Annotated in this window: 19 protein-coding genes and 1 tRNA gene; 12 read left to right on the forward strand and 8 right to left on the reverse strand. The window is 69.0% G+C overall.

Annotated features, from left to right (window positions below):
- Window positions 1-96: 96 nt before the first annotated feature.
- The 4 genes from GGR24_RS04695 to katA all read right to left on the reverse strand — a co-directional run bounded on the left by GGR24_RS04695 (window position 97) and on the right by katA (window position 4,015).
- Entirely contained in the window at window positions 97-1,578 is a 1,482-nt protein-coding gene (locus GGR24_RS04695; protein WP_183394084.1) for a cryptochrome/photolyase family protein, read from the reverse strand.
- A gap of 115 nt (window positions 1,579-1,693) precedes the next feature.
- Window positions 1,694-1,768 (reverse strand) — tRNA-Asn (locus GGR24_RS04700).
- Window positions 1,769-1,872: 104 nt separating this feature from the next.
- On the reverse strand, window positions 1,873-2,394 hold the full coding sequence (locus GGR24_RS04705) for a DinB family protein (protein ID WP_183394085.1): 522 nt from the start codon (window positions 2,392-2,394) through the stop codon (window positions 1,873-1,875).
- 124 nt (window positions 2,395-2,518) lie between these two features.
- On the reverse strand, window positions 2,519-4,015 hold the full coding sequence (katA, locus tag GGR24_RS04710; RefSeq protein WP_183394086.1) for a catalase KatA: 1,497 nt from the start codon (window positions 4,013-4,015) through the stop codon (window positions 2,519-2,521).
- Window positions 4,016-4,162: 147 nt separating this feature from the next.
- Between katA and GGR24_RS04715 the strand changes: the two genes are divergently transcribed.
- The 3 genes from GGR24_RS04715 to GGR24_RS04725 all read left to right on the forward strand — a co-directional run bounded on the left by GGR24_RS04715 (window position 4,163) and on the right by GGR24_RS04725 (window position 6,493).
- Window positions 4,163-5,101 carry a hydrogen peroxide-inducible genes activator gene (locus GGR24_RS04715; RefSeq protein ID WP_183394087.1) on the forward strand — a complete coding sequence of 313 codons (939 nt, stop codon included), beginning with the start codon at window positions 4,163-4,165 and terminating at the stop codon, window positions 5,099-5,101.
- Window positions 5,102-5,181: 80 nt separating this feature from the next.
- The gene (gene ndk / locus GGR24_RS04720; RefSeq protein WP_183394088.1) at window positions 5,182-5,604 is read left to right on the forward strand and encodes a nucleoside-diphosphate kinase; all 423 of its coding nucleotides are present in this window, start codon (window positions 5,182-5,184) and stop codon (window positions 5,602-5,604) included.
- Between the two features lie 124 nt (window positions 5,605-5,728).
- The gene (locus GGR24_RS04725) at window positions 5,729-6,493 is read left to right on the forward strand and encodes a TerC family protein (protein ID WP_183394089.1); all 765 of its coding nucleotides are present in this window, start codon (window positions 5,729-5,731) and stop codon (window positions 6,491-6,493) included.
- Between the two features lie 13 nt (window positions 6,494-6,506).
- Here GGR24_RS04725 and purN read toward each other — a convergent pair whose 3' ends face one another.
- Both purN and purM read right to left on the reverse strand, forming a co-directional pair.
- Window positions 6,507-7,151, reverse strand: a complete 645-nt coding sequence (purN, locus tag GGR24_RS04730) for a phosphoribosylglycinamide formyltransferase (protein WP_183394090.1) — start codon at window positions 7,149-7,151, stop codon at window positions 6,507-6,509.
- Window positions 7,148-8,230 carry a phosphoribosylformylglycinamidine cyclo-ligase gene (gene purM / locus GGR24_RS04735; protein WP_183394091.1) on the reverse strand — a complete coding sequence of 361 codons (1,083 nt, stop codon included), beginning with the start codon at window positions 8,228-8,230 and terminating at the stop codon, window positions 7,148-7,150. The genes purN and purM overlap by 4 nt, the downstream gene beginning before the upstream one ends.
- Before the next feature lie 142 nt (window positions 8,231-8,372).
- Between purM and GGR24_RS04740 the strand changes: the two genes are divergently transcribed.
- The 6 genes from GGR24_RS04740 to GGR24_RS04765 all read left to right on the forward strand — a co-directional run bounded on the left by GGR24_RS04740 (window position 8,373) and on the right by GGR24_RS04765 (window position 15,106).
- Window positions 8,373-8,927, forward strand: coding sequence for a CDP-alcohol phosphatidyltransferase family protein (locus GGR24_RS04740; RefSeq protein ID WP_183394092.1), 555 nt, complete (start codon window positions 8,373-8,375; stop codon window positions 8,925-8,927).
- 30 nt (window positions 8,928-8,957) lie between these two features.
- Entirely contained in the window at window positions 8,958-10,124 is a 1,167-nt protein-coding gene (locus GGR24_RS04745; RefSeq protein WP_183394093.1) for an AI-2E family transporter, read from the forward strand.
- Between the two features lie 7 nt (window positions 10,125-10,131).
- On the forward strand, window positions 10,132-10,818 hold the full coding sequence (locus GGR24_RS04750; protein WP_183394094.1) for a P-loop NTPase family protein: 687 nt from the start codon (window positions 10,132-10,134) through the stop codon (window positions 10,816-10,818).
- 103 nt (window positions 10,819-10,921) lie between these two features.
- Entirely contained in the window at window positions 10,922-13,126 is a 2,205-nt protein-coding gene (locus GGR24_RS04755; protein WP_183394095.1) for an RNA degradosome polyphosphate kinase, read from the forward strand.
- An 88-nt stretch (window positions 13,127-13,214) separates the two neighbouring features.
- The gene (gene ppx / locus GGR24_RS04760; RefSeq protein WP_210286063.1) at window positions 13,215-14,720 is read left to right on the forward strand and encodes an exopolyphosphatase; all 1,506 of its coding nucleotides are present in this window, start codon (window positions 13,215-13,217) and stop codon (window positions 14,718-14,720) included.
- A gap of 62 nt (window positions 14,721-14,782) precedes the next feature.
- Complete coding sequence (locus GGR24_RS04765; protein WP_183394096.1) at window positions 14,783-15,106, forward strand: hypothetical protein; 324 nt, start codon at window positions 14,783-14,785, stop codon at window positions 15,104-15,106.
- 2 nt (window positions 15,107-15,108) lie between these two features.
- On the opposite strand, the gene rnd is transcribed toward GGR24_RS04765, so the two are convergent.
- The gene (rnd, locus tag GGR24_RS04770) at window positions 15,109-16,341 is read right to left on the reverse strand and encodes a ribonuclease D (protein ID WP_183394097.1); all 1,233 of its coding nucleotides are present in this window, start codon (window positions 16,339-16,341) and stop codon (window positions 15,109-15,111) included.
- A gap of 139 nt (window positions 16,342-16,480) precedes the next feature.
- Here rnd and aspS point away from each other — a divergent pair, with 139 nt between their 5' ends.
- Window positions 16,481-18,277: an aspartate--tRNA ligase gene (gene aspS / locus GGR24_RS04775; protein ID WP_183394098.1), complete on the forward strand. Its 1,797-nt coding sequence runs from the start codon at window positions 16,481-16,483 to the stop codon at window positions 18,275-18,277.
- Window positions 18,278-18,286: 9 nt separating this feature from the next.
- Here the strand turns inward: aspS and GGR24_RS04780 are convergent, their stop codons facing one another.
- Complete coding sequence (locus tag GGR24_RS04780) at window positions 18,287-20,263, reverse strand: hypothetical protein (protein WP_183394099.1); 1,977 nt, start codon at window positions 20,261-20,263, stop codon at window positions 18,287-18,289.
- 193 nt (window positions 20,264-20,456) lie between these two features.
- Here GGR24_RS04780 and GGR24_RS04785 point away from each other — a divergent pair, with 193 nt between their 5' ends.
- Together GGR24_RS04785 and GGR24_RS04790 are read left to right on the forward strand one after the other, a co-directional pair.
- On the forward strand, window positions 20,457-22,772 hold the full coding sequence (locus GGR24_RS04785) for a phosphate acyltransferase (protein WP_281375289.1): 2,316 nt from the start codon (window positions 20,457-20,459) through the stop codon (window positions 22,770-22,772).
- Between the two features lie 84 nt (window positions 22,773-22,856).
- A complete protein-coding gene (locus GGR24_RS04790) occupies window positions 22,857-24,470 on the forward strand; it encodes an EAL domain-containing protein (RefSeq protein ID WP_183394100.1) in 1,614 nt (537 codons plus the stop codon).
- Window positions 24,471-24,564 lie beyond the last annotated feature (94 nt).

Below are 24,564 nucleotides of genomic sequence, written 5' to 3' on the forward strand. Positions count from 1 at the left end.
GGATGATCGGGAGGGCGGCGGCGGCACGTTAGGCGCAGGGGCGCGCCGTGAAAAGATGCGCCCCCCGGCCGATCGCTCGGGCGGGAGCGTGATGGCTCACGCGCCGGGATCCGGCGTCGGGTCGGAGATCTGCGCCAGCGCCGCGAGCGCCCGCTTGCGAGCCGCGGCGTGGTCCACGATCGGCCGCGGATAGTCGCGGCCGAGCTCCACGCCCGCAGCGTCCAGCGCCTCGGACGGCGCCTCCCAGGGGGCGTGGATCCATTTGGCGGGGAGGCGGCTGAGCTCCGGCACGTAGGTCCGCACATAATCGCCGGACGGGTCGAACTTCCGGCCCTGCAGAACCGGGTTGAAGATGCGGAAGAACGGCGCGGCGTCGGCGCCGGAGCCCGCGACCCACTGCCAGTTCATGGCGTTGTTCGCCGGATCGGCGTCGACCAGCGTGTCCCAGAACCAGGCCTCGCCGATCCGCCAGTCGACCAGAAGATCCTTGATGAGGAACGACGCCGCGATCATCCGAACCCGGTTGTGCATCCATCCGGTTCGCCACAGCTGGCGCATGCCGGCGTCGACGATCGGGTAGCCGGTCAGCCCGCCTCGCCAGGCGTCCAGTTCGGCGGCGTCGGGCTTGCGCCAGGAGAAGCCGTCGAAGCGCGAGGAGGCGTTGCGACGCGCCATGTCGGGGAAGGCGGCGAGGAGGTGGTGGGCGAATTCGCGCCAGCCGAGCTCGTTGCGGAACTTCTCCACGTCCCGGGCCTGAGCCAGGCCTTCGGCGAGCGCGGCTTCGCTCGCGTGCCAGAGCTGGACCGGGCTGATCTCGCCGAACCGCAGATGCGGCGAGAGGCGGGACGTTCCGGGAAGATCCGGTCGATCTCGCGCGGCGGAGTAACCGCTCAGCCCATCCTGTAGGAAGGTTTCGAGCGCGTCCCGCGCTCCGGATTCGCCTGGCGTCCACGCCTCGCGGAGCCCGCCCGCCCAGTCGGGAGCGCGCGGCTCCAGTCCGAGGGCGTCGATCTCATCGCCGCCGAGCCGCGGCCCCGCGATGATCTTCTGGCCCGCCGGAGCGGGCAGGGGCGCGCGCGGAGCGCCGCCCGACCGGGCCGCCCGCCAGAACGCGCCATAGACCTTGAAGGGCGCTCCCGACCCGGAGCGCACGGCGGAAGGCTCGTGCAGCAGGCGCCCGCCGAAGGTTTGCACGACCGCGCCGCCCCTATCGAGAGCCCGCCGCAGTTCCGCGTCGATGGAGGCCTCCGGCTCGCTGTAGCGGCGCGTCCAGAAAACCTGAGCGGCGCCGCTTTCCTCCACGGTCTGGGGGATCGCCGTGCCGGCAGACCCGCTTCGGACCGCGAACGGCAGGCTGATTCGGTCGCAGTCGCGGGCGAGCGCCTTCAGCGACTGCGAGAGCCACCAGCGCGAGGCGCCGCCGAGAGGGCGCAAGCCGGCGCTCTGTTCGTCGAGCAGGAAGAGAGCGGTGACGGGGAGCCCGCTTGCGACCGCCGCCGTCACCGCGGGGTTGTCCGTGAGGCGCAGATCCTCGCGGAACCAGATCAGGGCGCAGGGCGGGCGGCCGGGCGAGATCATGCGGGTTCTCGAGAGGCGGGCGGAGCGGGGCGCGGCCGAGACGCGGCGCGAAGGATCAGGATCTGGTCCTGAATGAAACAGGGGGCCGACCTTGCGGTCGACCCCCTGTCGAAACTGGCTCCTCGGGCAGGATTCGAACCTGCGACAACTCGATTAACAGTCGAGGGCTCTACCGCTGAGCTACCGAGGAATCTGCGCGCCGGGGGCGCGCTTGCGGCACGGCCGGGCCTATAGCAGACGGCGCGGCGCGGCGCCAACCCCACTCGACGCTATCCTGTCGAGATAGTGGCTGGCTCAGGCGGGCTGATCCGCGCGAGGCTCCTGCTCGAAGACGAGCAGGTCCAGAACCGGTCCTGCGCTTCGGCCCCCGAGCCGCGTCACCAGCGCATGCGCCTGGCCGCGGTGATGCGTCTGATGATTGAAGAAGTGCAGGAGAGCCGAGGCCAGCGGCTGCTCGACCGCGTCGGGACTGGTGATCCGCCTGTAGCGAATCTTTCCGAGAAGGTCGTCGGGCGTGAGGCGGTGGGCGAAGGCGAGAATTCTGCGGTCCTCGGCGGCGCGCGCCGCGGCGAGATCCGCCAGATCCTCGAACAGGATGGCGTCGAGACGGTCGGGGGCGTCGCCTTCGCCCGTGAACCGTCGCATCCAGATTCGGTCCGCGGCCAGAAGATGGTTGAGCGTCCCGCAGAGGCCGCCGAAGAACGCGCCGGCGTCCGCGTGAAAGGCCCCCTCGGGAAGCGCGGCGACCGACGCGTAGAGGCGGCTGTTCGCCCACGCATTGTAACGTGCGCAGGTGATCCACTGTTGCGTCTGCATCGGCGGCTTCCTTGGGCTGACCCGGAAGCTAGACGTTCCACGCCTGCCGGGAAACAGCCGCCGCCACGCCGAACGAACGCGGCGGCCAGTCGGCCGCCGCGTCGCTTCATCAGTGGCTGGTCCGTTACTCCGCCGCCTGCTGCGGGGTCGCGGGCGTGACCGAGATCGCCGGCTCGCGGCCGTCGAGCTCCGCCCGCGCGCGCCGCACGCCGGCGGCGTAGTCCGGATGCACTCGCTCGAAGTGGACGAGCTGACGCTCGGCGATCTCCTCCGGAATGCCGCTCATCGCAGCTGCGATGTTGGCGAACAGCCGGTTCTTCTGACCCTCGTCGAACAGGTTGAACAGAGCGGTGACCTGGCCGTAGTCGTCATTGCCGTCACGGTGGTTGAAGCGGTCGGCGTCGCCCGAAAGCCGCAGCGGGGGCTCCTTGGCGAACCTGTCCTCAGCCGGTCCGTTCATCGAGTTCGGCTCGTAATAGGCGTCCGGGTTGCCGGTGCGGATGCCGCCATAGACGTTCATCTGCCCGTCCTTGTGGTAGTGGTGCACCGGGCAGCGCGGCATGTTCACCGGGATCGACTCGTAGTGCGTGCCGAGCCGGTAACGATGCGCGTCGGCGTAGGAGAACACCCGCGCCTGCAGCATCTTGTCGGGCGAGAAGCCGATGCCCGGCACGATGTTGGACGGCGAGAACGCCGCCTGCTCGATCTCCGCGAAGTAGTTTTCGGCGTTCCGGTTGAGCTCGAGCACGCCGACCTCGATCGGCGGGAACTCGCCATGCGGCCACACCTTGGTCAGGTCGAAGGGGTTGTAGGACGTCTGCTCGGCCTGTTCCTCGGTCATGATCTGGACCTGCATCGTCCAGCGCGGGAACTCGCCCTTCTCGATGCCCCCGAACAGAGCCTCCTGATAGCTCTCGCGAGTCTTGCCGATGACCTGGTCGGCCTCTTCGTTCGTGTAGTGCTTGTGGCCCTGCTGGGTCTTGAAATGGAACTTCACATAGTAGCGCTCGCCGGCGTCGTTCCAGAACGAGTAGGTGTGCGAGCCGTAGCCGTTCATGTGCATCGGAGACACGGGCAGGCCGCGGTCCGACATCAGGATGGTGACCTGATGCAGGCTTTCGGGCGAAAGCGACCAGAAGTCCCACATCGCGGTCGGAGAGCGCATGTTGGTCTTCGGGTGGCGCTTCTGGGTGTGGATGAAGTCCGGGAACTTGTAGGGATCGCGGACGAAGAACACCGGCGTGTTGTTGCCGACGAGGTCCCAGTTGCCTTCCTCGGTGTAGAACTTCAGCGCAAAGCCGCGGACGTCGCGCTCCGCGTCGGCCGCGCCCAGTTCGCCCGCGACGGTGGAGAAGCGCGCCAGCAGCGGCGTTTCGGCGCCAGGCTGCAGGGCTTTCGCCTTGGTGTATTTCGAGATGTCGCCCGTGATCTTGAGGACGCCATACGCGCCCCACCCCTTGGCGTGCACGACGCGCTCCGGGATGCGCTCTCGGTTCTGGTGCGCGAGCTTCTCGACGAGCTGGTAGTCCTGGATCAGCAGCGGGCCCCGGGGACCGGCGGTCCAGGAGTTCTGGTTGTCCGGAACCGGCGCGCCGGCCGTCGTGGTCAGGCGATGGGTCATCAGCAGCCTCCTAGGTCGGGCCCGCTCCTCGTTCCAGACGCTTTGGTGATGCGCAGGCGGGGCGGCTCCACGAGGCGAGTGTCCCTGCGAGGGTCGATAAGCGCAAATCAGTTGTTCAGTCGGTGCGATAAGCTTATCTGATCGGGGATGATATCGCTTCGGCAGCTCCGCTATTTCGATCAGCTCGCGCGTCTCCGGCATTTCGGGCGCGCGGCCGCGGCATGTTCGGTGACCCAGCCCGCGCTCTCGATGCAGATCCGGGAGCTCGAGGCTGAACTTGGCCGTGCGTTGATCGAGCGCGGCCGTGACGGCGTGAAGCTCACGAGGACCGGCGAGGAAGTCGCCGCCCGCGCCGTCACGATTCTCGCGGCGGTGGCGGATCTGGAGCGCCGCGCCCGGGGCGACGATGAACAGCTCGTCGGCTCGGTGAGCCTCGGCGTGATCCCTTCCGTCGCTCCCTATCTGCTGCCCCGCCTGCTGCCCGCGATCGCCGAGCGCCATCGGCACGCGCAGCTCTCGTTGCGCGAAACGCAGACCGAGACGTTGATGCGCGAGCTGCTCGCAGGATCGCTCGACGCCGTCCTCGTCAGTCTTCCGGTCGAGGCGAGCGAGGTCGAGGTGGAGCCGCTTTTCGACGACGCTTTCCTGCTGGCGGTTCCGGCGAGAAGCCCGCTCGCGCGGCGGCGCGTCGCCAGCATCGATCTGCTCGACGACGCCGAGCTCCTGCTGCTCGAGGACGGGCACTGCTTCCGCGAGCAGGCGCTGACCGTCTGCCGCTCGATCGATCCGCGACGGCTGCGAAGCTTCGGCGCCACCAGCCTCTCGACGCTCATGCAGCTGGTGGCGAACGGCCACGGGGTCACGCTGCTGCCGCAGATGTTCGTCGATGCGGAGGCGCGCGACGATCCGCGGGTCAGTTTGCTGAGATTCGCGGAGCCTGAGCCGAAGCGCGTCCTGGCGCTCGCCTACAGGAGCACGTCGCCGGTCAAGACCGGCCTGTCGGCGCTCGCAGAGACGATCAGAACGGCTTGCGGCCCGGAGCTTCCGGCGGAAAAATCTTCCGCCGGTCCGGTCGGCGCGCTATAAGCCGGGCGCTTTCCGAGATCCTCCCCCGTCGCGCGCGCCTTCAGCAAGGCCGCCGCGGCTCATCCAAAGACAGGCGATCCATGGCTATCGAGCGCACCTTTTCCATCATCAAGCCGGATGCGACTCGCCGGAACATCACCGGCAAGGTGCTGACCCTGATCGAGGACGCGGGTCTCCGGGTGATCGCGCAGAAGCGGCTCCACCTGACCAAGGAGCAGGCCGAGGGCTTCTACGCCGTTCACAAGGAGCGGCCGTTCTTCGGCGAGCTCGTCAGCTTCATGACCTCCGGCCCGGTCGTCGTTCAGGTGCTCGAGGGCGAGAACGCCATCGCAAAGTATCGTGAAGTGATGGGCGCGACCAACCCGGCGAACGCGGCTCCGGGTACGATCCGCAAGGAACTCGCCGAATCGATCGAGGCGAACACCGTCCACGGGTCCGACAGCCCCGAGACGGCTCCGCAGGAGATCGCGTACTTCTTCAAGGACGAAGAGATCGTCGGCTGACGATCTGAGGGCCCGGGGGCCTTTCCGGAGGCCCTTCGTGCTCCATTGTCGCGCAAGCGCGGCCTGACGTTGCATTGTGCGCGGGGCGAGCCAACGCCCCGTGAGGTTGGTGGGAGAAGACGGAATGGAATTCACTTTCGCCTTCGATCAGCCGACCTTTTGGTTCGCGCTGCTGCAGATCATCTGGATCGATCTGCTGCTGTCCGGCGACAACGCGGTGGTCATCGCGCTCGCCTGCCGCAAGCTGCCGCCGCATCAGCGCCGCACGGGCATCCTGCTGGGCGCCGGCGCCGCGGTCGGCCTGCGCATCATGTTCGCCTTCGGCGTCACCTTCCTGCTGACGGTGCCGTTCCTCAAGATCGGCGGCGGCATTCTCCTCTTCTGGATCGCGATCAAGCTCGCCACGGATGAGCACGACGCGCACGGAGAGGTCGAGGCCTCGGCGAGCCTGTGGGGCGCTGTGCGCACCATCGCGATCGCGGACGCGGTGATGAGCCTCGACAACGTCGTCGCGATCGCGGCGGCCGCGAAGGGGCATCCGGAGCTCTTCATCTTCGGACTGCTGCTGACGATTCCGCTGATCATCGCCGGCTCGTCGCTGCTCACCACGCTTCTGACCCGTTTCCCGATCCTGGTCTGGATCGGCGCGGCGCTGCTCGGCTGGATCGCGGGCGAGATGATCGTGGGCGACGTCAAGGCGCTGGAGTGGCTGCAGGCCTACAACCCGTCGCTGGTCATCCCGAACCCGGAGACGCCGGGCGTGATGACGACCGCGAAGCCGCTGCACTACGGGGCCGCGGTGGCGGGGGCGGCGTTCGTCCTGATCGTGTCCTACATCATCAAGCGCCGCCGCCACCGCTCGGCGGAAGCCACGATCGAGAGCGCCTGACGGGAAGGGCCCTTTAGGGCCAGATGAACGGGGACGGCGGCTCGTCCGGGCCGTCGACGACCACCTTGCCGTCGACGAGCCGCGCCCTGCCGGACGCCCACAGCGCGAGCGCCCGCGGATAGAGCAGGTGTTCGGCCGTCAGCACCCGGGCGGCGAGGCTTGCCTCATCGTCCCCGTCAAGCACCGGAACGGCCGCCTGCGCCACGATGGGGCCGGCGTCCATCTCCTCGGTGACGAGATGGACGGTGCAGCCGTGGAGCCGCACGCCCGTCTCCAGCGCCCGGCGATGCGTGTCGAGCCCCTTGAAGCTCGGCAGCAGGGCAGGGTGGATGTTGAGCATCCGGCCCTCCCAGCGCGCGATGAAGCCGCCCGTCAGGAGCCGCATGAAGCCTGCGAGGCAGACGATTTCCGGGGTGAAGCCCGCGAGCGTCCGGTCGAGCTCCGCGTCGAACGCGTCGCGTGACGGGAACAGCTTGTGGTCGACCACCGCCGTCGGGATTCCGGCCCGCTCCGCGACAGCGAGAGCGCCGGCGTTCGGACGGTTCGAGACGACCGCGACGATCTCTGCCGGATAGCCGGGCTCGGCCGCCGCGTCGATCAAAGCGGCCATGTTCGACCCGCGGCCCGACACCAGGATCGCGACCCGCGCGCGGCTCATGAGAAGGCGAGGCGCCCGTGGAAGCGCACCGGCTCGTCGGCGGCGGAGATGGGGACGATCTGCCCGATGGTCGTGACCGTCTCGCCCTCGCGGCGGAGCAGCTCGGCGACCGCCTCGGCCTCGTCCGCCGCGACCACCGCGACCATGCCGACGCCGCAGTTGAAGGCGCGCAGCATCTCGGCCTCGGCGACGCCGCCGGCGCCGGCGAGCCAGCCGAACACCGGCGGCGGCGTGATCCGGGACAGGTCGATCTCGGCGCCCAGGCCGTCGGGCAGCACCCGGGGCAGATTGTCGGGCAGGCCGCCGCCGGTGATGTGGGCGAGGGCCTTGAGCCCCCCGGTCGCCTTCAGCGCGGCGAGGAGAGGACGCACGTAGATTCTGGTCGGCGCGAGCAGCGCCCGCCCGAGGCTCTGCAGCGGCGCGAACGGGGCGGGAGCCTGCAGCGAGACGCCTGACCGGGCGACGATCCGGCGAACCAGCGAGAAGCCATTGGAATGGACGCCCGAAGAGGCGAGGGCGATCAACACGTCGCCCGCCGCGACGTCCCGGCGCGGGAGCAGGCGGCCGCGCTCCGCAGCCCCGACCGCAAAGCCCGCGAGATCGTAGTCGCCGTCGGCGTACATGCCGGGCATCTCCGCCGTCTCGCCTCCGACAAGCGCGCAGCCGGCCTCCATGCAGCCGGTCGCGATGCCCTTGACGACCTCGTAGGCCACGTCGCCCGCAAGCTTGCCGCAGGCGAAATAGTCGAGGAAGAACAGGGGCTCCGCGCCCTGCACGATGACGTCGTTCACCGACATCGCGACAAGGTCGATGCCGACCGTATCGTGCACGCCGGTCTCGATCGCGATCTTGAGCTTTGTCCCGACGCCGTCATTGGCCGCGACCAGCACGGGATCTGTGAAGCCGGCGGCCTTCAGATCGAACAGACCGCCGAACCCGCCGATCTCGGCGTCGGCGCCGCTCCGGCGGGTCGCGCGCACCAACGCCTTGAGGCGTTCGACGAGAGCGTTGCCGGCCTCGATGTCGACGCCCGCCTGCGCGTAGGTGAGGCCGCCATTGGTCGTCTTGTTCTCGGCCATTCCCGCCTCGATGCTGCGTCGCCCGCCCCATAGACCGACAGCGGCGGCCGCGCAACCAAAGCGCTCGGCTTCAGTTTGCGCGCGAGACCCGCATCCGTATGTGGTGAGATCGGAACGTGGGCGGTTTGGAGCTGCGACGGGCGTGAACCTGCCGAACTCTCTGACGATGGCGCGGCTGCTGGCGGTTCCGCTCGTGGTGTGGCTGATCGCGACCGGCGAGCATCTCGCGGCCTTCGTGACCTTCGCGCTCGCCGGGGTCACCGACGCGCTCGACGGCGCGCTGGCGCGCGCTCTCGACCAGAGGACGAGGCTCGGCGCCTGTCTGGACGCGGTCGCCGACAAGAGCCTGATCGCCGCGATCTATGTGACGCTTGCTCTGACCGAGCACCTTCCGGCGGCGCTCGCCGCCGTGGTGGTCCTGCGCGACGTCCTGATCGTCGCGGCCGTGCTCGTCACCTGGCTGCTCGGACGGCCGATCCCGATCCAGCCGAGCGGGATCAGCAAGGCCAACACCTTCGTGCAGATCGCCTTCGCGGCCCTGATGCTGGGCGCGCGCGGCTTCGGCTGGAGCGCGCCGGGCCTCGAGGTCGCGGGGGCGTGGCTTGTGGGCGCCTTGACGTTGTGGTCGGCCGCCGCCTATCTCGCTACCTTTCTACGCCACAACATGGTCGCCGGGGCCCGTTCGACGGATGGATAGGCTTGGCGGGGCGACAGGAGGGCGGGCCACATGAGCTTGCAACGCCAGGCTCTCTTCTGGCTCGCCGCGCTCGTCGCGGTGGCGTTCTTCCTCTACCTGTTCTCAGGCATCCTGCTGCCCTTCGTTGCGGGCCTCGCGCTCGCCTACCTGCTCGACCCGCTCGCCGACAGGCTCGAGAGGCTCGGCCTCCCGCGGGTCGCGGCCACGGTGGTGATCCTGCTGTCGGTGCTGCTCGTCTTCGTCGCGGCGATAATCCTGATAGCGCCGCTGATCGGCCAGCAGATCCTCGGGCTCGTGCAGCGCATGCCGGAGACCATCGCGCGCTTGCAGGAGCTCCTCGCGACGCAGCGGCAGGGCTGGTTCGGCGGCGTGGTCAACCAGGGCCTCGGCCAACTGCGCGATTCGCTGGGCACGGTCGTCAGCCAGGCGGTGAACTGGATCACCGCCTTCCTCAGCTCGCTGTGGGCGAGCGGCGACGCGATCATGTCGGTCGTCAGCCTGCTGGTGGTGACGCCGGTGGTCGCCTTCTACATGCTGATCGACTGGGACCGCATGGTCGGCACCATCGACGCCTGGACGCCTCTGCGCCACAAGGAGACGGTGCGGTCCCTCGCCCGGGAGATGGACGAGAGCATCGCCGGCTTCGTTCGCGGGCAGGCGCTGGTCTGTTTGCTGCTCGGCACGTTCTACGGCATCGCGCTGTCGACGGTCGGGCTCAACTTCGGCCTCGTGATCGGGCTTGCGGCCGGCCTCATCGGCTTCATTCCCTATGTCGGTTCGCTCACCGGCCTTATCGTCTCCGTCGGCGTCGCGACCGTGCAGTTCTGGCCGGACTGGACGATGATCCTTCTGGTCTTCGGCATTTTCGTCATCGGCCAGTTCGTCGAAGGAAACATCCTGCAGCCGCGACTGGTCGGCGCCTCGGTCGGCCTCCATCCGGTCTGGCTGATGTTCGCGCTGGTCGCGTTCGGCTATCTGTTCGGCTTCGTCGGCCTGCTGGTCGCCGTCCCGCTCGCGGCGAGCCTGGCCGTGCTGATGAGGTTCGCCATCCGCCGCTATCTCGAGAGCCCCTTCTACACGGGGGCGCAAGGACCCAGCATGCTGCCGGGCGGCCCGAAGGGCGCGAGCCTGTTCGGGCCGCGCGGACTTCCTCCGCAGGACCCGCGGCCCATCGCCGGCCCGCCGGAGCAGAGCTGAGACGCCGATGCCGCGCGAGGCGCCGCGCCAGTACCCGCTGGAGCTCCCCCATGCGAGCCGCTTCGGGACCGAGGATTATCTGATCGGTCCGGCCAACGCGGCCGCTCACGCCCTGGTCACCGGCTGGCCCGCCTGGCCCGACCGGCTCCTCCTGCTGATCGGCGAGGAGGGGGCGGGCAAGTCGCACCTCGCGGAGATCTGGCGCTCCCAGACGGGCGCCACGGCGGCGGCCGACGCACGCGACGCGATCGCGCTGTTTCTCGAGCGGCCGGGCCGGGCCGTGCTGCTCGACGACGCCGATCGGGCGGGGGCGGATGAAGACGCCCTGTTTCACCTCCTTAACACCGCTCGGGAGCGCGGCGGGGATCTGCTGCTGACCGCGCGCTCCGCGCCGAGCCCGGCATGGCCGTCATTGCCCGATCTCGCGTCTCGCCTGCGTGCGCTGCCGGTGGCGCGGCTGGAGCCTCCGGACGAGGCGATGGTCAAGGCGGTGCTGGTCAAGATGCTCGACGATCGACAGCTCCGCGTGGATTCGGACGTCGTCGAGTTCATCGCGAAGCGCTCCGACCGGTCGCTCGGAGCGATCCGACGCGTCGTCGCCGAGCTCGACCGCGAGTCGCTCGCCCGCGGGCGAGGCGTGGGCCGCGGACTGGCGGCGGACGTTCTTGCGCGATCCCTCACGGAAGAGGATTGAGAGCTGAATGGACGTTGCAAAACCGTCACAAGAGCGTCGTAAAGAGAGCGCCGGCGCGCGTCGCACCGCGGCGGGCCGCAAGCGTTCGGCGAGAGATGACGGCATGTCCGACAACGTCCTCCAGGTTCCCCCGCGGGCGGCGATCGCTGAAGCGCAACTGGAGGCGCCTGCTCCGGCGGAGGCCGAAGCTCCTGGCGGAGATCCGTCGCGCTTCGTCAATCGCGAGATCTCCTGGATCGGCTTCAACCGCCGCGTCCTGGAGGAGGCGTCGAACCCCAACCACCCGCTGCTCGAGCAACTGCGCTTCCTCTCGATCTCGGCCAACAACCTCGACGAGTTCTTCATGGTGCGGGTGGCCGGCCTGCGCGGCCAGCTGCGCACCGGGATGGTCGCGCTTTCGCCCGACGGGCTGACGCCGGCCGAGCAACTCGCCCGGATCGGAGAAGTCGTTTCGTCGCTGGCGCATGACCAGCAGATCCGCTGGCTCGAGCTCAGGGAGAAGCTCGCGAAGGCCGGAGTGGTCCTGGTCGAGGGACCCCAGCTGACGAAGTCGGAGCGGGTATGGCTGGAGGATCGTTTCCTTCAGCACATTTTCCCGATCCTGACGCCGCTCGCGGTCGATCCGGCGCACCCGTTCCCGTTCATCCCGAACCTCGGCTTCACGATCGCCTTGCAGCTCGCGAGGCAGAGCGACGGCCGGATGCTCAACGCCCTGATCCGCATGCCGGGGCGGATGGAGCGCTTCATCCGCCTGCCGGACGGCGAGCTCGAGGGCGCCCGGTTCGTCAGCCTGGAGCAGGTGATCGGTCTCTTCATCGGCCGTCTTTTCCCCGGATATACGGTCACGGCGCAGTCCGCCTTCAGGGTGATCCGCGACAGCGACCTCGAGGTGGAGGAAGAGGCGGAGGATCTGGTCCGGACCTTCGAGACCGCGCTCAAGCGCCGCCGCCGCGGCTCGGTGATCCGGCTCGAGATCGAGAACACGATGCCGCCGGAGCTTCGCGCCTTCATCGTCGCGGCGCTCGACGTTTCCGATGACGAGGTCTTCGTGGTCGACGGCGTGCTGGCGCTGGGCGACCTGTCCCAGATCATCGCGATCGACAGGCCCGACCTGAAGTTCAAGCCCTACAATCCGCGCTTCCCGGAACGCGTCCGCGAGCACGCCGGCGACTGTTTCGCCGCGGTCCGGGAGAAGGACTTCATCGTCCACCACCCCTACGAGTCGTTCGACGTCGTCGTGCAGTTCCTGAACCAGGCGGCGCGCGACCCGAACGTGGTCGCGATCAAGCAGACGCTCTATCGGACCTCGTCCGACAGCCCGATCGTCAGGGCGCTGGCGGAGGCCGCCGAGGCCGGCAAATCCGTCACCGCGCTGGTCGAGTTGAAGGCGCGCTTCGACGAGGAGGCGAACATCCGCTGGTCGCGCGATCTGGAGCGCGCGGGCGTCCAGGTCGTGTTCGGCTTCATCGAGCTCAAGACGCACTCGAAGCTGTCGATCGTCGTCCGCCGCGAGGGCGGCTCGCTGACCACCTACTGCCATGTCGGCACGGGCAACTATCACCCGGTGACCGCCAAGGTTTATACCGACCTGTCGTTCTTCACGGCCGACCCGACCATCAGCCGCGACGTGGGGCGGCTGTTCAACTTCATCACTGGCTATGCCGAGCCCGCTGAGCTCGAGCTGCTGGCGGCGTCGCCGCATACGCTCCGCAAGCGCTTCCTCACGCATGTCGGCGAGGAGATCGCGCACGCCAAGGCGGGCCGGCCGGCTGCGATCTGGGGCAAGTGCAACAGCCTGATAGATCCGGAGATCATCGACGCGCTCTATGACGCCAGCCAGGCCGGCGTGAAGATAGACTTCATCGTCCGCGGCATGTGTTCGCTGAGGCCCGGCGTGCCGGGGCTTTCGGAGAACATCCGCGTCAAATCGATCGTCGGCCGGTTCCTGGAGCACAGCCGCATCTACGCTTTCGGCGCCGGACATGGGCTCCCTTCGCCGAACGCGCACGTCTATATTTCGTCAGCAGACCTGATGCAGCGCAACCTCGACCGCCGCGTCGAAGTCATGGTGCCTATCCTCAACCCGACGGTCCACGAGCAGGTGCTCGACCAGATCATGGTGGCCAATCTGAAGGACAACCAGCAGAGTTGGACCGTCCTGCCGGACGGAACCTCCCGCCGGATCGTGCCGGCTGAAGGCGAAGAGCCCTTCAACGCCCATCAATACTTCATGACCAATGCGAGTCTCTCGGGGAGAGGCAAGTCCGTGAAGACGAGTTCGCCGCGTCGGTTGGCCAAGCGTGGATAAGGTCCTCAAGAAGTCGCGGGGGAAGGCTTCTCGCACGTCCCCGCCGCCATCTCCCGCCGTCGAACCCGAAAAGGCTCCGGTCGCCAAACTGTCCGGCGCGCCCGGCCGGCTGCCTTGCGGGCCGCCGATCGCGATCATCGACATCGGCTCCAACTCCGTCCGCCTCGTCGTCTACGAAGGGCTGTCGCGAGCCCCGACCGCGCTGTTCAACGAGAAGGAGCTCTGCGCGCTCGGGCGTTCCGTCGCCACGACCGGGCGGCTCGCCGAGGAATCGACCGCGCGCGCGCTTGCGGCATTGCGGCGGTTTCGGGCGCTGGCCCGGGCGATGGGGGTCGGCCGCATGTACGTCCTGGCGACCGCCGCGGCGCGGGACGCGGAGAACGGGCCGGAGTTCATCGCGGAGGCCGAGCGCGTCTGCGGCCAGCCGATCGAACTGCTCTCCGGCAAGCGCGAGGCCCGGCTCTCCGCGCTCGGCGTCGTCTCCGGCTTCTTCAAGCCGGACGGCGTGGTGGGCGATCTCGGCGGCGGCAGCCTCGAGCTGATCGACGTCAACAAGCGGCGCGTGGGCGCGGGCGCGACGCTGCCGCTCGGCGGCATCCGTCTGCAGGACGCCTCCGAACGTTCGATCAAGAAAGCCGACCGGCTGGTCCGCGACGCTCTTGAGGATTCCGGACATCTCGACGGGCTGAAGGACAGGACCTTCTATGCCGTCGGCGGCACATGGCGCGGCCTCGCGCACATGCACATGGTGCAGAAGAACTTCCCGCTGCACGTTCTGCACGGCTACACGATACCGGCGCGCGAGGCGCTGGAGTTCTGCCGCGTGGTGCGCCGGGTCGACCCGGACACCCTGCCTGCGGTCGGCGTCGTCTCCGCCGAGCGCCGCCCGCTGCTGTCCTACGGCGCGCTCGTGCTGGAGCACATCATCCGCCTGGGCAGGCCGCGCGAGGTGGTGATGTCGGGCCTCGGCGTGCGCGAGGGGTTGCTCTACGACCTGCTCGACGACGACGCCCGCCGGGAGGACCCGCTGCTCGCCTCCGCCCGTGAGCTCGGCTGGCTGCGCGCCCGCGCTCCCCGGCACGGCGACGATCTGGTCGAGTGGACGGACCGGCTGTTCCGCAGCGTCGACATCGACGAGAGCGCGGAGGAACGCCGCTGGCGGCACGCCGCCTGCCATCTCGCCGACGTCGCCTGGCGCGTTCATCCCGATTACCGCGGCGAGCAGGCGCTCGACATGATCGCCCACGCGGCCTTCGTGGGCATCGATCATCCGGGCAGGGCGTTCATGTCGCTCGCGGTGTTCTACCGGCACATGGGCCTGCTCGACGACGAAGCGAGCCCGCGCATCCGCGAACTCGCCTCCACCCGCATCCTGGACCGGGCGCGCACGCTCGGCGCCGCGATGCGCGTCGCCTACCTGATCTCCGCCGCGCTGCCGGGAATTCTGCCGCGCACGCCGATCGGGTTGAAGCGGGAGGTGCTGACGCTCAAGCTTCCGGCGGAGCTGGCCGACCTCGCGAGCGACCGGCTGAGGAACCGGCTGCAGAAGCTGGGCAAGCTGCTCGCCCGCCGCACGGCGCTCGTGAACGTATGAGCGCCCGGCGACCGCCTCCGCGTCGGCCGACGCGCATCGGGCTGGAAGCCGAGAATGCGGCCGTGACGCCGCCCGAGAGGGGCTCGACGGAGGTCGCCCGCCAGATCCTGCCGACCTCCGGCACGATGATCGGCGTCTGCACCACCCTTGTGGGTCTGGTGAAGCTGCTGGAGGGCCAACTCGGCGGCAGCCACGTCGACGAATGGGGCGCGATCATCGCCGTCGCCTTTCTGGCGAGCGCGATCTTCTCCTATCTCGCGATCCGCGTGTCGCCAGAGTCCCTCGTGTCCGGCCGGACCCTCGAACGGTGCGCGGACGCACTCTTTCTGTTCGGGCTGTTCGCCCTTGTGGTGCTCGTCGGGCTGTTCGCCTTCGAGACCATCTGAGGCTATTCGGCGCTGACGCCGGCCTCCGGCGCCTTGCGTTCGCGATTGCGCCGCGGTCGGGGCGCGGGCAGGGGAGCCTCATCGCCCGCCGCCCGCTCGAGCGCGACGACGCGGCCCCGCTCGACCGCCAGCGCCAGCGTGCCGGCCTTCAGCTTCAGGGCCTGCTCGCCGAACAGCTCGCGCCGCCAGCCATGGAGCGCGGCGACCTTCGCATCGTCGTCCGCCGCGATCCGCTCGAGATCGTCGACGCTGGCGATGATCTTGGCCGCCACGGCGTTGCGTTCGGCGATCATCCGCAGCAGCACCTTGAGCAGCTCGACGGTCGCGGGATTGGCGCCGCCTCCGCTGCGCTCGCGCTCCAGCGCCGGCAGCGTCTGCGGGTCACGCGCGACGCCGCGCGAAACGGCTTCCAGAATGTCCTGCGCGGCGCGGGAGCGTTCATAGCCGCGCGGGAAGGCGCGCAAGCCCGCCAACGCCTCGACGGTGCGGGGAGCGCGCGCGGCGATTTCGAGCAGAGCGTCGTCCTTCAGCACGCGCGAGCGCGGCACGTCGCGGCCCTGGGCCTCGCTCTCCCGCCAGGCCGCGACCTCCATCATCACGGCGAGGTCGCGCGGCTTCTTCAGCCGCGAGCGGAAGCGCTGCCAGGCGTCCTCGGGGTGCGACTGGTACGTGGCGGGGGAGGTCAGAACCTCCATCTCCTCGAAGAGCCACTCGGCGCGGCCGCGCTTCTCGAGGTCGCTGGAGAGCTTCTGGTAAACCTTGCGGAGATGCGTCACGTCCGCGATCGCGTAAGTGACCTGATCCTCCGTGAGCGGGCGCCGGCTCCAGTCGGTGAAGCGTGACGACTTGTCGAGCGCGACGCCGGTCGTGCGCTGGACGAGCTGGTCGTAGGAAATCGAGTCCCCGAAGCCGAGCACCATCGCGGCGACCTGGGTGTCGAACACCGGATGGGGGATCCGCCCGGCGAGATGATGGAAGATCTCGATGTCCTGGCGGCCCGAGTGGAACACCTTCAGCACCGACTCATTGGACATCAGGTCATAGAGCGGCGTGAGGTCGATGTCGGGCGCCAGCGCGTCCACCACCACAGGCCCCTCCTCGTCGGCGAGCTGCACGACGCAGAGCTTCGGCCAGAAGGTCGTTTCTCGCAGAAACTCGGTGTCGACAGTGACGAACGGCGCCTTCGCCATACGGGCGCAGGCTTCTGCGAGAGCGTCGGTGCTGGTGATCATCATCGTGGGGCCGCATATAGCGGCTTCGCCGGGCGATGTCTCGCCTCCGGGCGCCTCGCCTTGACAAGGCCGGGGCCTCATGCCGTGGTCCGGCCGCCTTTTGCGGCGGGACCGCGCCGCCCGAAATCCAGGACTCGTCGCCATGCATCGCTACCGCACCCACACTTGCGGGGAACTCAGGTCTTCCCACGTCGGCGAGACCGTCCGCCTCTCGGGCTGGGTGCATCGCGTGCGCGACCATGGCGGCGTCCTGTTCATCGACCTGCGCGACCATTACGGGCTGACCCAGGTCGTGGTGGATCCCGACAGCCCGGCGTTCAAGATGGCCGAGACGGTCCGCTCCGAGTGGGTGATCCGTTGCGACGGCCGGCTCCGCGCGCGGCCCGAAGGCACAGAGAACGCCGAACTGCCGACCGGCCAGGTCGAGCTCTACTGCACCGAGATCGAGGTTCTGGGGCCGGCGGCCGAGCTTCCGCTGCCGGTGTTCGGCGACCAGGAGTACCCGGAGGAGACGCGGCTCCGGTACCGCTTCCTCGATCTTCGCCGGGAGAAGCTGCACCGGAACATCATGACGCGCGGCGCGATCATCGACGCCATGCGCTCGAAGATGAAGACGCAGGGCTTCTTCGAGTTCCAGACGCCGATCCTGACCGCGTCGAGCCCCGAAGGCGCGCGCGACTTCCTGGTGCCGAGCCGCATCCACCCGGGCAAGTTCTATGCGCTGCCCCAGGCGCCCCAGCAGTACAAGCAGCTGATCATGATGAGCGGCTTCGACCGCTACTTCCAGATCGCGCCCTGCTTCCGCGACGAGGATCCGCGCGCCGACCGGCTCCCGGGCGAGTTCTACCAGCTCGACCTCGAGATGAGCTTCGTCGAGCAGGAGGACATCTTCGCGGCGGTCGAGCCGGTGATCACCGGCGTCTTCGAAGACTTCGCCGGCGGCAAGCCGGTGACGAAGAACTGGCCGCGCATCCCGTACGCCGAAGCGCTGCGGAAGTACGGCACCGATAAGCCGGACCTCCGCAATCCGCTCGTCATGCAGGACGTCTCCGACCATTTCCGCGGCTCGAACTTCAAGGTGTTCGCGCGGATGCTCGAGACCGAAGGCAATCAGGTCTGGGCGATCCCCGGACCGGGCGGCGGCAGCCGCGCGTTCTGCGACCGGATGAACTCCTGGGCGCAGTCGGAGGGCCAGCCCGGGCTCGGCTACGTCATGTGGCGCGAAGGCGGGGAGGGCGCAGGTCCGATCGCCAACAACATCGGCCCGGAACGCACCGCCGCGATCCGCGACCAGCTTGGCCTGAAGGACGGCGACGCGGCCTTTTTCGTCGCGGGCGATCCGTCCAAGTTCGTGCGCTTCGCCGGCCTCGCGCGCACCAGGGTCGGCGAGGAGCTGAAGCTCGTCGATCACGACCGCTTCGAGCTGGCCTGGATCGTCGACTTCCCGATGTATGAGTGGAACGAGGACGAGAAGAAGGTCGACTTCTCGCACAACCCCTTCTCCATGCCGCAGGGGGGCCTCGACGCGCTGAACACGCAGGACCCGCTGACCATCAAGGCGTTCCAGTACGACATCGCCTGCAATGGCTTCGAGATCGCGTCCGGCGGCATCCGCAACCATCGCCCCGAGGCGATGGTCAAGGCGTTCGAGATCGCCGGTTATGGCGAGAAGGACGTGGTGGAGCGCTTCGGCGGCATGTACCGCGCGTTCCAGTACGGGGCCCCGCCGCACGGCGGCATGGCCGCCGGCGTGGACCGCATCGTGATGCTGCTCACGGGCGCCACCAACCTTCGCGAGATCTCGATCTTCCCGATGAACCAGCAGGCGCTCGACCTGCTGATGGGCGCGCCCTCGGACGTCACCCCGAAGCAGCTGCGCGAGTTGCACATCCGGCTCAACCTGCCGCAGGGGCAGGCCCCGACCACCAAGCCGGCCTGACGACCGCCATCAGCGCCGGTTGAGGATCCTGACGTCGATCGTCTGCGCGATCCCCGCCGGTCCCAGCCGCAGCGACTGAAGAAGATCGATCAGCCGGGTGTCCGGCGTCTTGGGATCGATCGTGATGTCGAGCGATATGGGCTGCCGGATGAACGCCGCGAGCGCCTCGGCGGACTGCCTCGCCGGCGGGCCGAACAGGGTCGAGATCTCGTCGCTCGCGCGGACCGCGAGGGCGGCGCGGAAGACGTCGTCCGGTTCGTTGGCGGTGCGCGCCGCCCGCCGGAGGGCGATGTCGAACAGGCCGTCGTTCCGGACGATGATCTTGAACGGCTCGAGGATGATCGCGGACAGCTGGTCGATGAACTCCTGGCCGCGGCTGATCGCGAGTCGAGGGTCGACCTTCGCAAGAGAACCCGAGGCCTCGATCGCGCCGAGATCCTCGATCGTCGTCTTGAGCGAGTCCAGCGAGAGCTCCCGCGTGTTGGGGTCGAGGGTCATCGCAAGCCGGCCGGATCCCTTCACCTGCGTGAGACCGACCCTGCGAGCGGCCGCCGCCAGACGCGACGCGTCATCGGGCGTCACCTCTACGCCCTGGAGCTCAAGCCCCAGATGCTGGGGCACCGCGTCAAGCGGGGCGTCGACATTCACCCGGGCGCTCGCGAGCGCAAACGTGCCGTCCGGATCGCCATAGCGCGCGTCGCGCAGCTCGATGGCGCGAATGCGAGGCGCCGTCAGGACCACGTCGTTCGCGGTCGGCTGCGTCGTCAGCATGATCTCGTCGCGTCCGATGCGCTCCGCATAGGCCGCGAGGCGCGAAGCGTCGAAGCCTCTCAGCTGCGCGTGGGAGACCTGCAACGACCGGCTCCCGGCGCCCGAGGACGTCAGTCCTTCGATCGCGACCTGCTCCAGCCGCGCGTCCGCATACGGACCGACGGAGACCGAGCGGATCGTCGCCGAGAGGTCGCCGTCCCTCGCCGAGGTCTGCTCCACCCGGACGCGGGACAGTTCGATTGCGTCGAAGCTCAGGGCGCGGGCGCCCTCGACGATCATCAGGAGCCCCTGCCTGACGTCGGCCGGGGTCAGCGCCTCCTCGTTCTTCAGCTTCGCGAGAAACCCGTCGATCTCGGCGAACGGAAAGGTGAGGGGACGCAGCTGAACCCCCCTGGTTGAGGCGGCGGCAGCCCGGATGGCGATCTCGCCGCGAGCCGCGCTTCCGGCGCGCAGGGCGAGGCGAGACGCTGAGATCTCGTTGAGGAGCGGCTCCCGACCGCTCGCCTTTTCGCCGGCATAGAAGCGCCACAGCGTCGGGAGGCTGAGCCCGGCCAGCGACGCGGCGCTCGCCGTGAGCTGGACGGGCGGGGCGGCCGGATTCTTGCCGCCGGGCGCCTCGACGGCGATGTCCTCGATCGAGGCGGCGTCGATCACGCCATCCACCAGACGCGTGACCAGGATGTTCTTGAACGAGCGCCGCGTGCCGGTCTTGCCGGCGACGAGCTCGATCAGGGGGATGCTGATCTCGCCCACCGAAACCTGCCCGATGACGTCCGCCTGGCTGGCGGCTCGCGGGCCGGCGCCGGGCGTCGTGACCAGCCCCTCTTCGGGTCCCGAATAATCCTGCAGCTCGATAAGGGGAACCGCGGTGCGGTCGTCGCCCGACAGCAGGGCGACGTCATCGAACACGACCCGGCGGGCCGTCAGTCGCCCCTTGGAGGGCCACGGTTCGATCATCGTCAGGGAGCCGATGCGGATACTCGAGGCGCCGCCCGGCGGATCGATCGTGAGGCCGTGGATCACGACGGTGCGGCTCGCGAGATCAACCGTGACCTCGCCCCTGTGCACCACGGAGGTGCTCCGGATGCGGATGTTCTGCAGCGAATCGTCCACGCGCCTCTCGACGAGGACGCGCACCGCCCATGGCGCGGCCAGGGCGGTCGCCGCTACGAGGATCAGCGCTGCCAGCGCATAAACGCCAACTCTGCGATTCATGCTGGAAAGAACTTTCTGGCGCTTGGGTCGACGGTCGAGTTCAACAACGGCATCGTAGGGCTCACGGTTCATGCGCTTTTCGTCCGCTCGTAGGGCGTCACGAGGAGCGTCCGTGCGGGCCGTACCCTTGACGGCTCGCGGCGGAGGGCGCCATCCCCCTGAACGCGTTGCGCGTGCGTGTTGGAGGAGCGGTATGGCCAGCCAGATGTCGGACGATCTACGCACCGGAGCGCTCGTCTATCACCGCGGCTCCAGCGTCACCGGAGCGCGGCCGGGCAAGCTCGAGATCAAGGCGACGAAGCCGCTCGGCAACCAGCGCGACCTGGCGCTCGCCTACTCGCCCGGCGTGGCCGCGGCCTGCGACGCCATCGCGGAGGATCCCGATCAGGCGGCGGATCTGACGGTCCGCCAGAACCTCGTCGCCGTGCTGACCAACGGCACGGCGGTTCTCGGCCTCGGCAATATCGGTCCGCTCGCCGGAAAGCCGGTGATGGAGGGCAAGGCCGTCCTCTTCAAGAAGTTCGCCGGGATCGACGTCTTCGACATCGAGGTGGCGGAGACCAACGCGCAGCGGCTGATCGAGGTGATCTGCGCGCTCGAGCCCACCTTCGGCGGCATCAATCTCGAGGACATCAAGGCCCCCGAGTGCTTCGAGGTGGAAGAGGGTTGCCGCGAGCGCATGGGCATTCCGGTCTTCCACGACGACCAGCACGGCACCGCGATCATCGTGGCGGCGGCGATCACCAACGGGCTCGAGCTGGCCCGGAAGCGGCTCGCCGACGTCAAGATCGTGACCTCCGGCGCCGGCGCGGCCGCGATCGCATGCCTCAACCTGCTCGTCACGCTCGGCGCGAAGCGCGAGAACATCTGGGTCACCGACATCGAGGGCGTCGTCTACGAGGGCCGCGAGGCGCTCATGGACCGCTGGAAGGCGGTCTACGCCCAGCCGACGGACAAACGGACGCTCGGCGACGTGATCGACGGCGCGGACGTGTTCCTCGGGCTGTCCGCCGGCGGCGTGCTGAAGCCCGACATGGTCAAGCGGATGGCTGAGCGGCCGATGATCATGGCGCTCGCCAATCCGACGCCGGAGATCATGCCCGACGAGGCGCGGCAGGCGAGCCCGGGGGCGATGATCTGCACCGGCCGCTCGGACTTCCCCAATCAGGTCAACAACGTCCTCTGCTTCCCCTACATCTTCCGGGGCGCGCTCGACGTCGCGGCGACGACGATCAACGAGGCCATGAAGGCCGCAGCGGTGCGCGCGATCGCGGCGCTGGCGCGCGAGCCGTCCTCGGACGTGGTGTCTCAGGCCTATGGCGGCGTGACCCGGCTGTTCGGCCCGGATTCGCTGATCCCGAGCCCGTTCGACCCGCGCCTCATTCTGCGCATCGCGCCGGCCGTCGCGCGCGCGGCGATGGAGACGGGCGTCGCCCGCCGGCCGATCGCGGATTTCCGGGCCTATGAGGAGCAGCTCAACCGGTTCGTGTTCCGCTCGGGCTTCATCATGAAGCCCATTTTCGCCGCCGCGAGGGCCGCGCCGAAGCGGGTGATCTACGCCGACGGCGAGGACGAGCGGGCGCTGCGGGCCGCCCAGGTGGCGATCGAGGAGGGGATCGCGACGCCGATCCTGATCGGCAGGCCTCATGTCATGGAGGTTCGGGCCCGGCGGTTCGGGCTGACCTTCAAGCCGGGCGACGACGTCGAGACCATCAATCCCGAGGACGACCGCCGCTACCGCGAGTACGTCGCGCTCTATCAGGAGCGCGCCGGCCGCCGGGGCGCGACCCTCGACCGCGCCCGCACCGTGGTGCGCACCAACGCCACCGTGATCGCAGCCCTCGCCGTGCAGCGCGGCGACGCCGACGCGATGATCTGCGGCATGGAAGGCCGGTTCCGCGACCATCTCGACGCGATCGACCATGTCATCGGGCGCGCGGAGGAGGCCTGCGACTACTCCGCGCTGTCGCTGCTGATCAGCGGGCGCGGCGCGTATTTCCTCGCCGACACTTATGTGACGCCCGATCCGGACGCGGAGAGCATCGCTGACTGCGCGATGCTCTGCGCCAAGAGCGTGGCCCGGTTCGGCCTGACGCCGAAGGTCGCGCTGCTTTCACACTCCAGCTTCGGCTCGGACGACACGCCCGGCGCGATCAAGATGCGCGAGGCGCTCCGCCTGATCCGGTCCCGGGCGCCTGATCTCGAGGTCGACGGCGAGATGGCGGGCGACGTCGCGCTCGAGCCCGCGCTGCGCGAGCGGCTGCTGCCGAGCTCGACGCTCACGGGCGAGGCGAACCTCCTGATCTTCCCCAATCTCGACGCTGCGAACATCGCGAGCCAGCTCATCAAGGGGATCGCCGACGCGCTTCCGGTCGGCCCGATCCTGATCGGGCCCGCGAAGCCCGCTCATGTCCTGACGCCCTCGGTGACCGCCCGCGGGGTCGTCAACATGACGGCGCTCGCGGTGGTGGAGGCGCAGGTCGTCGCCGGAACCCAGTCCGCGGGCTGATTTAGCGGCGCATTAAGCTCCCTGTGGCACGGTCCCGCGCATCTCGGAGTGCGCGGCCGCCGCAGGACGAGCGGAGGCGCGCGCTTGATACGGGACGGCGGACACTCGTGGAGGAAGGCGCTGCTCGGCGGCCTTGCGGTCGCGCTGGCGCCCGTTCTGGGCCTGAACGTGCTGCTGGCCGTCAATTTCGTGACGGCCTCGCAGCGCGACGCCGACGGGGTCGCGGCGGAGGCGCTGGGCTTCGTCGAAGAGCGCCTCGATAACGCGTCCGCCGCCGTCATCGCGCTCGCCCTGAAGGGCGTGTCCGACTGTGAGCCGGCGGAGGCGACCGCCGTCCAGGCGGCCTGGCGCCGGGCGCCGCAGATCTCCGAGATCGCGGTCGTCGACGCCGCGGGCGCCGCGACCTGCTCGGCGCTGGGGACCCCGCGGGTGGTGAGGCGGGCTTCCGCCGAACACGAGGCGATCAGCCCGGAACTCGCCCTGTCGACCGTCACGGCCGGCGAGAACGGCGCCCAGCGGTTCATCCGACTGCAATGGCGCTACCCCGCCGGCGACGGGCTGCGCGCGCTGGTGCCGGGCGATCAGCTGTTCCCGAAGTTCCTGCGCGCCCGGGGCAGCGCGGCCTTCGCCGTGCAGGTCGTGATGCTTGACGGCCCTGTGGTCGCCCGCCGCTTGCTCGACCCGGCGCTGGCGGAGCCGCAGCCCTCGATCATCCCGTCCGTCCACGCGGCGTCCGCGTCGAGCCGCTATCCCATCCGGGTGGACGTCGACATGCCCGGCGGCGCGATCTCGCAGGCCAACAAGAGCCTGTTCGTCTACGCCAACCTCTCCGGCCTGCTGTTCGCGGCGCTGACGGTGGCCGGCGCCGTGCTGCTCAGCCGGCGCTCCGGCGGCCCGGTGCGCGAGATCCATGACGGGATCCGGAGAGGGGAGTTCATTCCCTACTACCAGCCGGTGATCGACATCGTGACCGGGAGGCTGACCGGGTGCGAAGTGCTGGTCCGGTGGCGCAAGCGCGACGGCAGCATCGTTCCGCCGGGGCGCTTCATCTCGCTTGCGGAAGCGAGCGGCGAGATCTTCCCGATGACGCTCGCTTTGATGGAGGCCGCCCGCGACGACCTCGCCGCGTTCTACTGCGACCGGCCGCATCTCAAGCTCGGCTTCAATCTGTTCGCAGGCCATTTCGACGACGTGACGATCGCGGACGAGGTCGAGGCGATCTTCTCCGGCTCGTCGATCCGCATGGGGCAGCTGATGTTCGAGGTGACCGAACGGCAGCCGCTCCACGACATCAGGCGCGCCAGGCAGGTGATCGCGCGCCTGCAGGACCTCGGCGCCCGGGTGGCGCTCGACGACGTCGGCACGGGCCATGGCGGCCTGTCCTATCTTCTGAAGCTCGGCGTGGACGTGATGAAGATGGACAAGATGTTCGTCGACGCGATCGGCACCGATCGGTACTCGGTCGCCATTGTCGACAGCCTCGTGAAGCTCGCCGAGGACATGAATCTTGACCTGATCGCCGAAGGCGTCGAGACCATCGAACAGGTCGAGTATCTCCGCGCGAAGGGCGTTCGGCTCGCGCAGGGTTACGTTTTCGCGCCGCCGCTGCCGGCGTCGTCGTTCCTTGCGCTCGTGGAGGCGATGGCGCCCCTGGCGCGCGAGGTCGAGGACGCCCCAAAACGGCTCGCGTCGGCCTGACGACGCCGACCCGTCAGTGGTCGGTTCACCACTTTCGGCGCCGGCGGCTAGCCGAACGCGCCGGAGCGCCTACAATCCACTGATCCCAATCTGG

This window comes from Hansschlegelia beijingensis (assembly GCF_014196425.1).
In the GTDB taxonomy this organism is placed as follows: Bacteria; Pseudomonadota; Alphaproteobacteria; order Rhizobiales; family Methylopilaceae; genus Methylopila; species Methylopila beijingensis.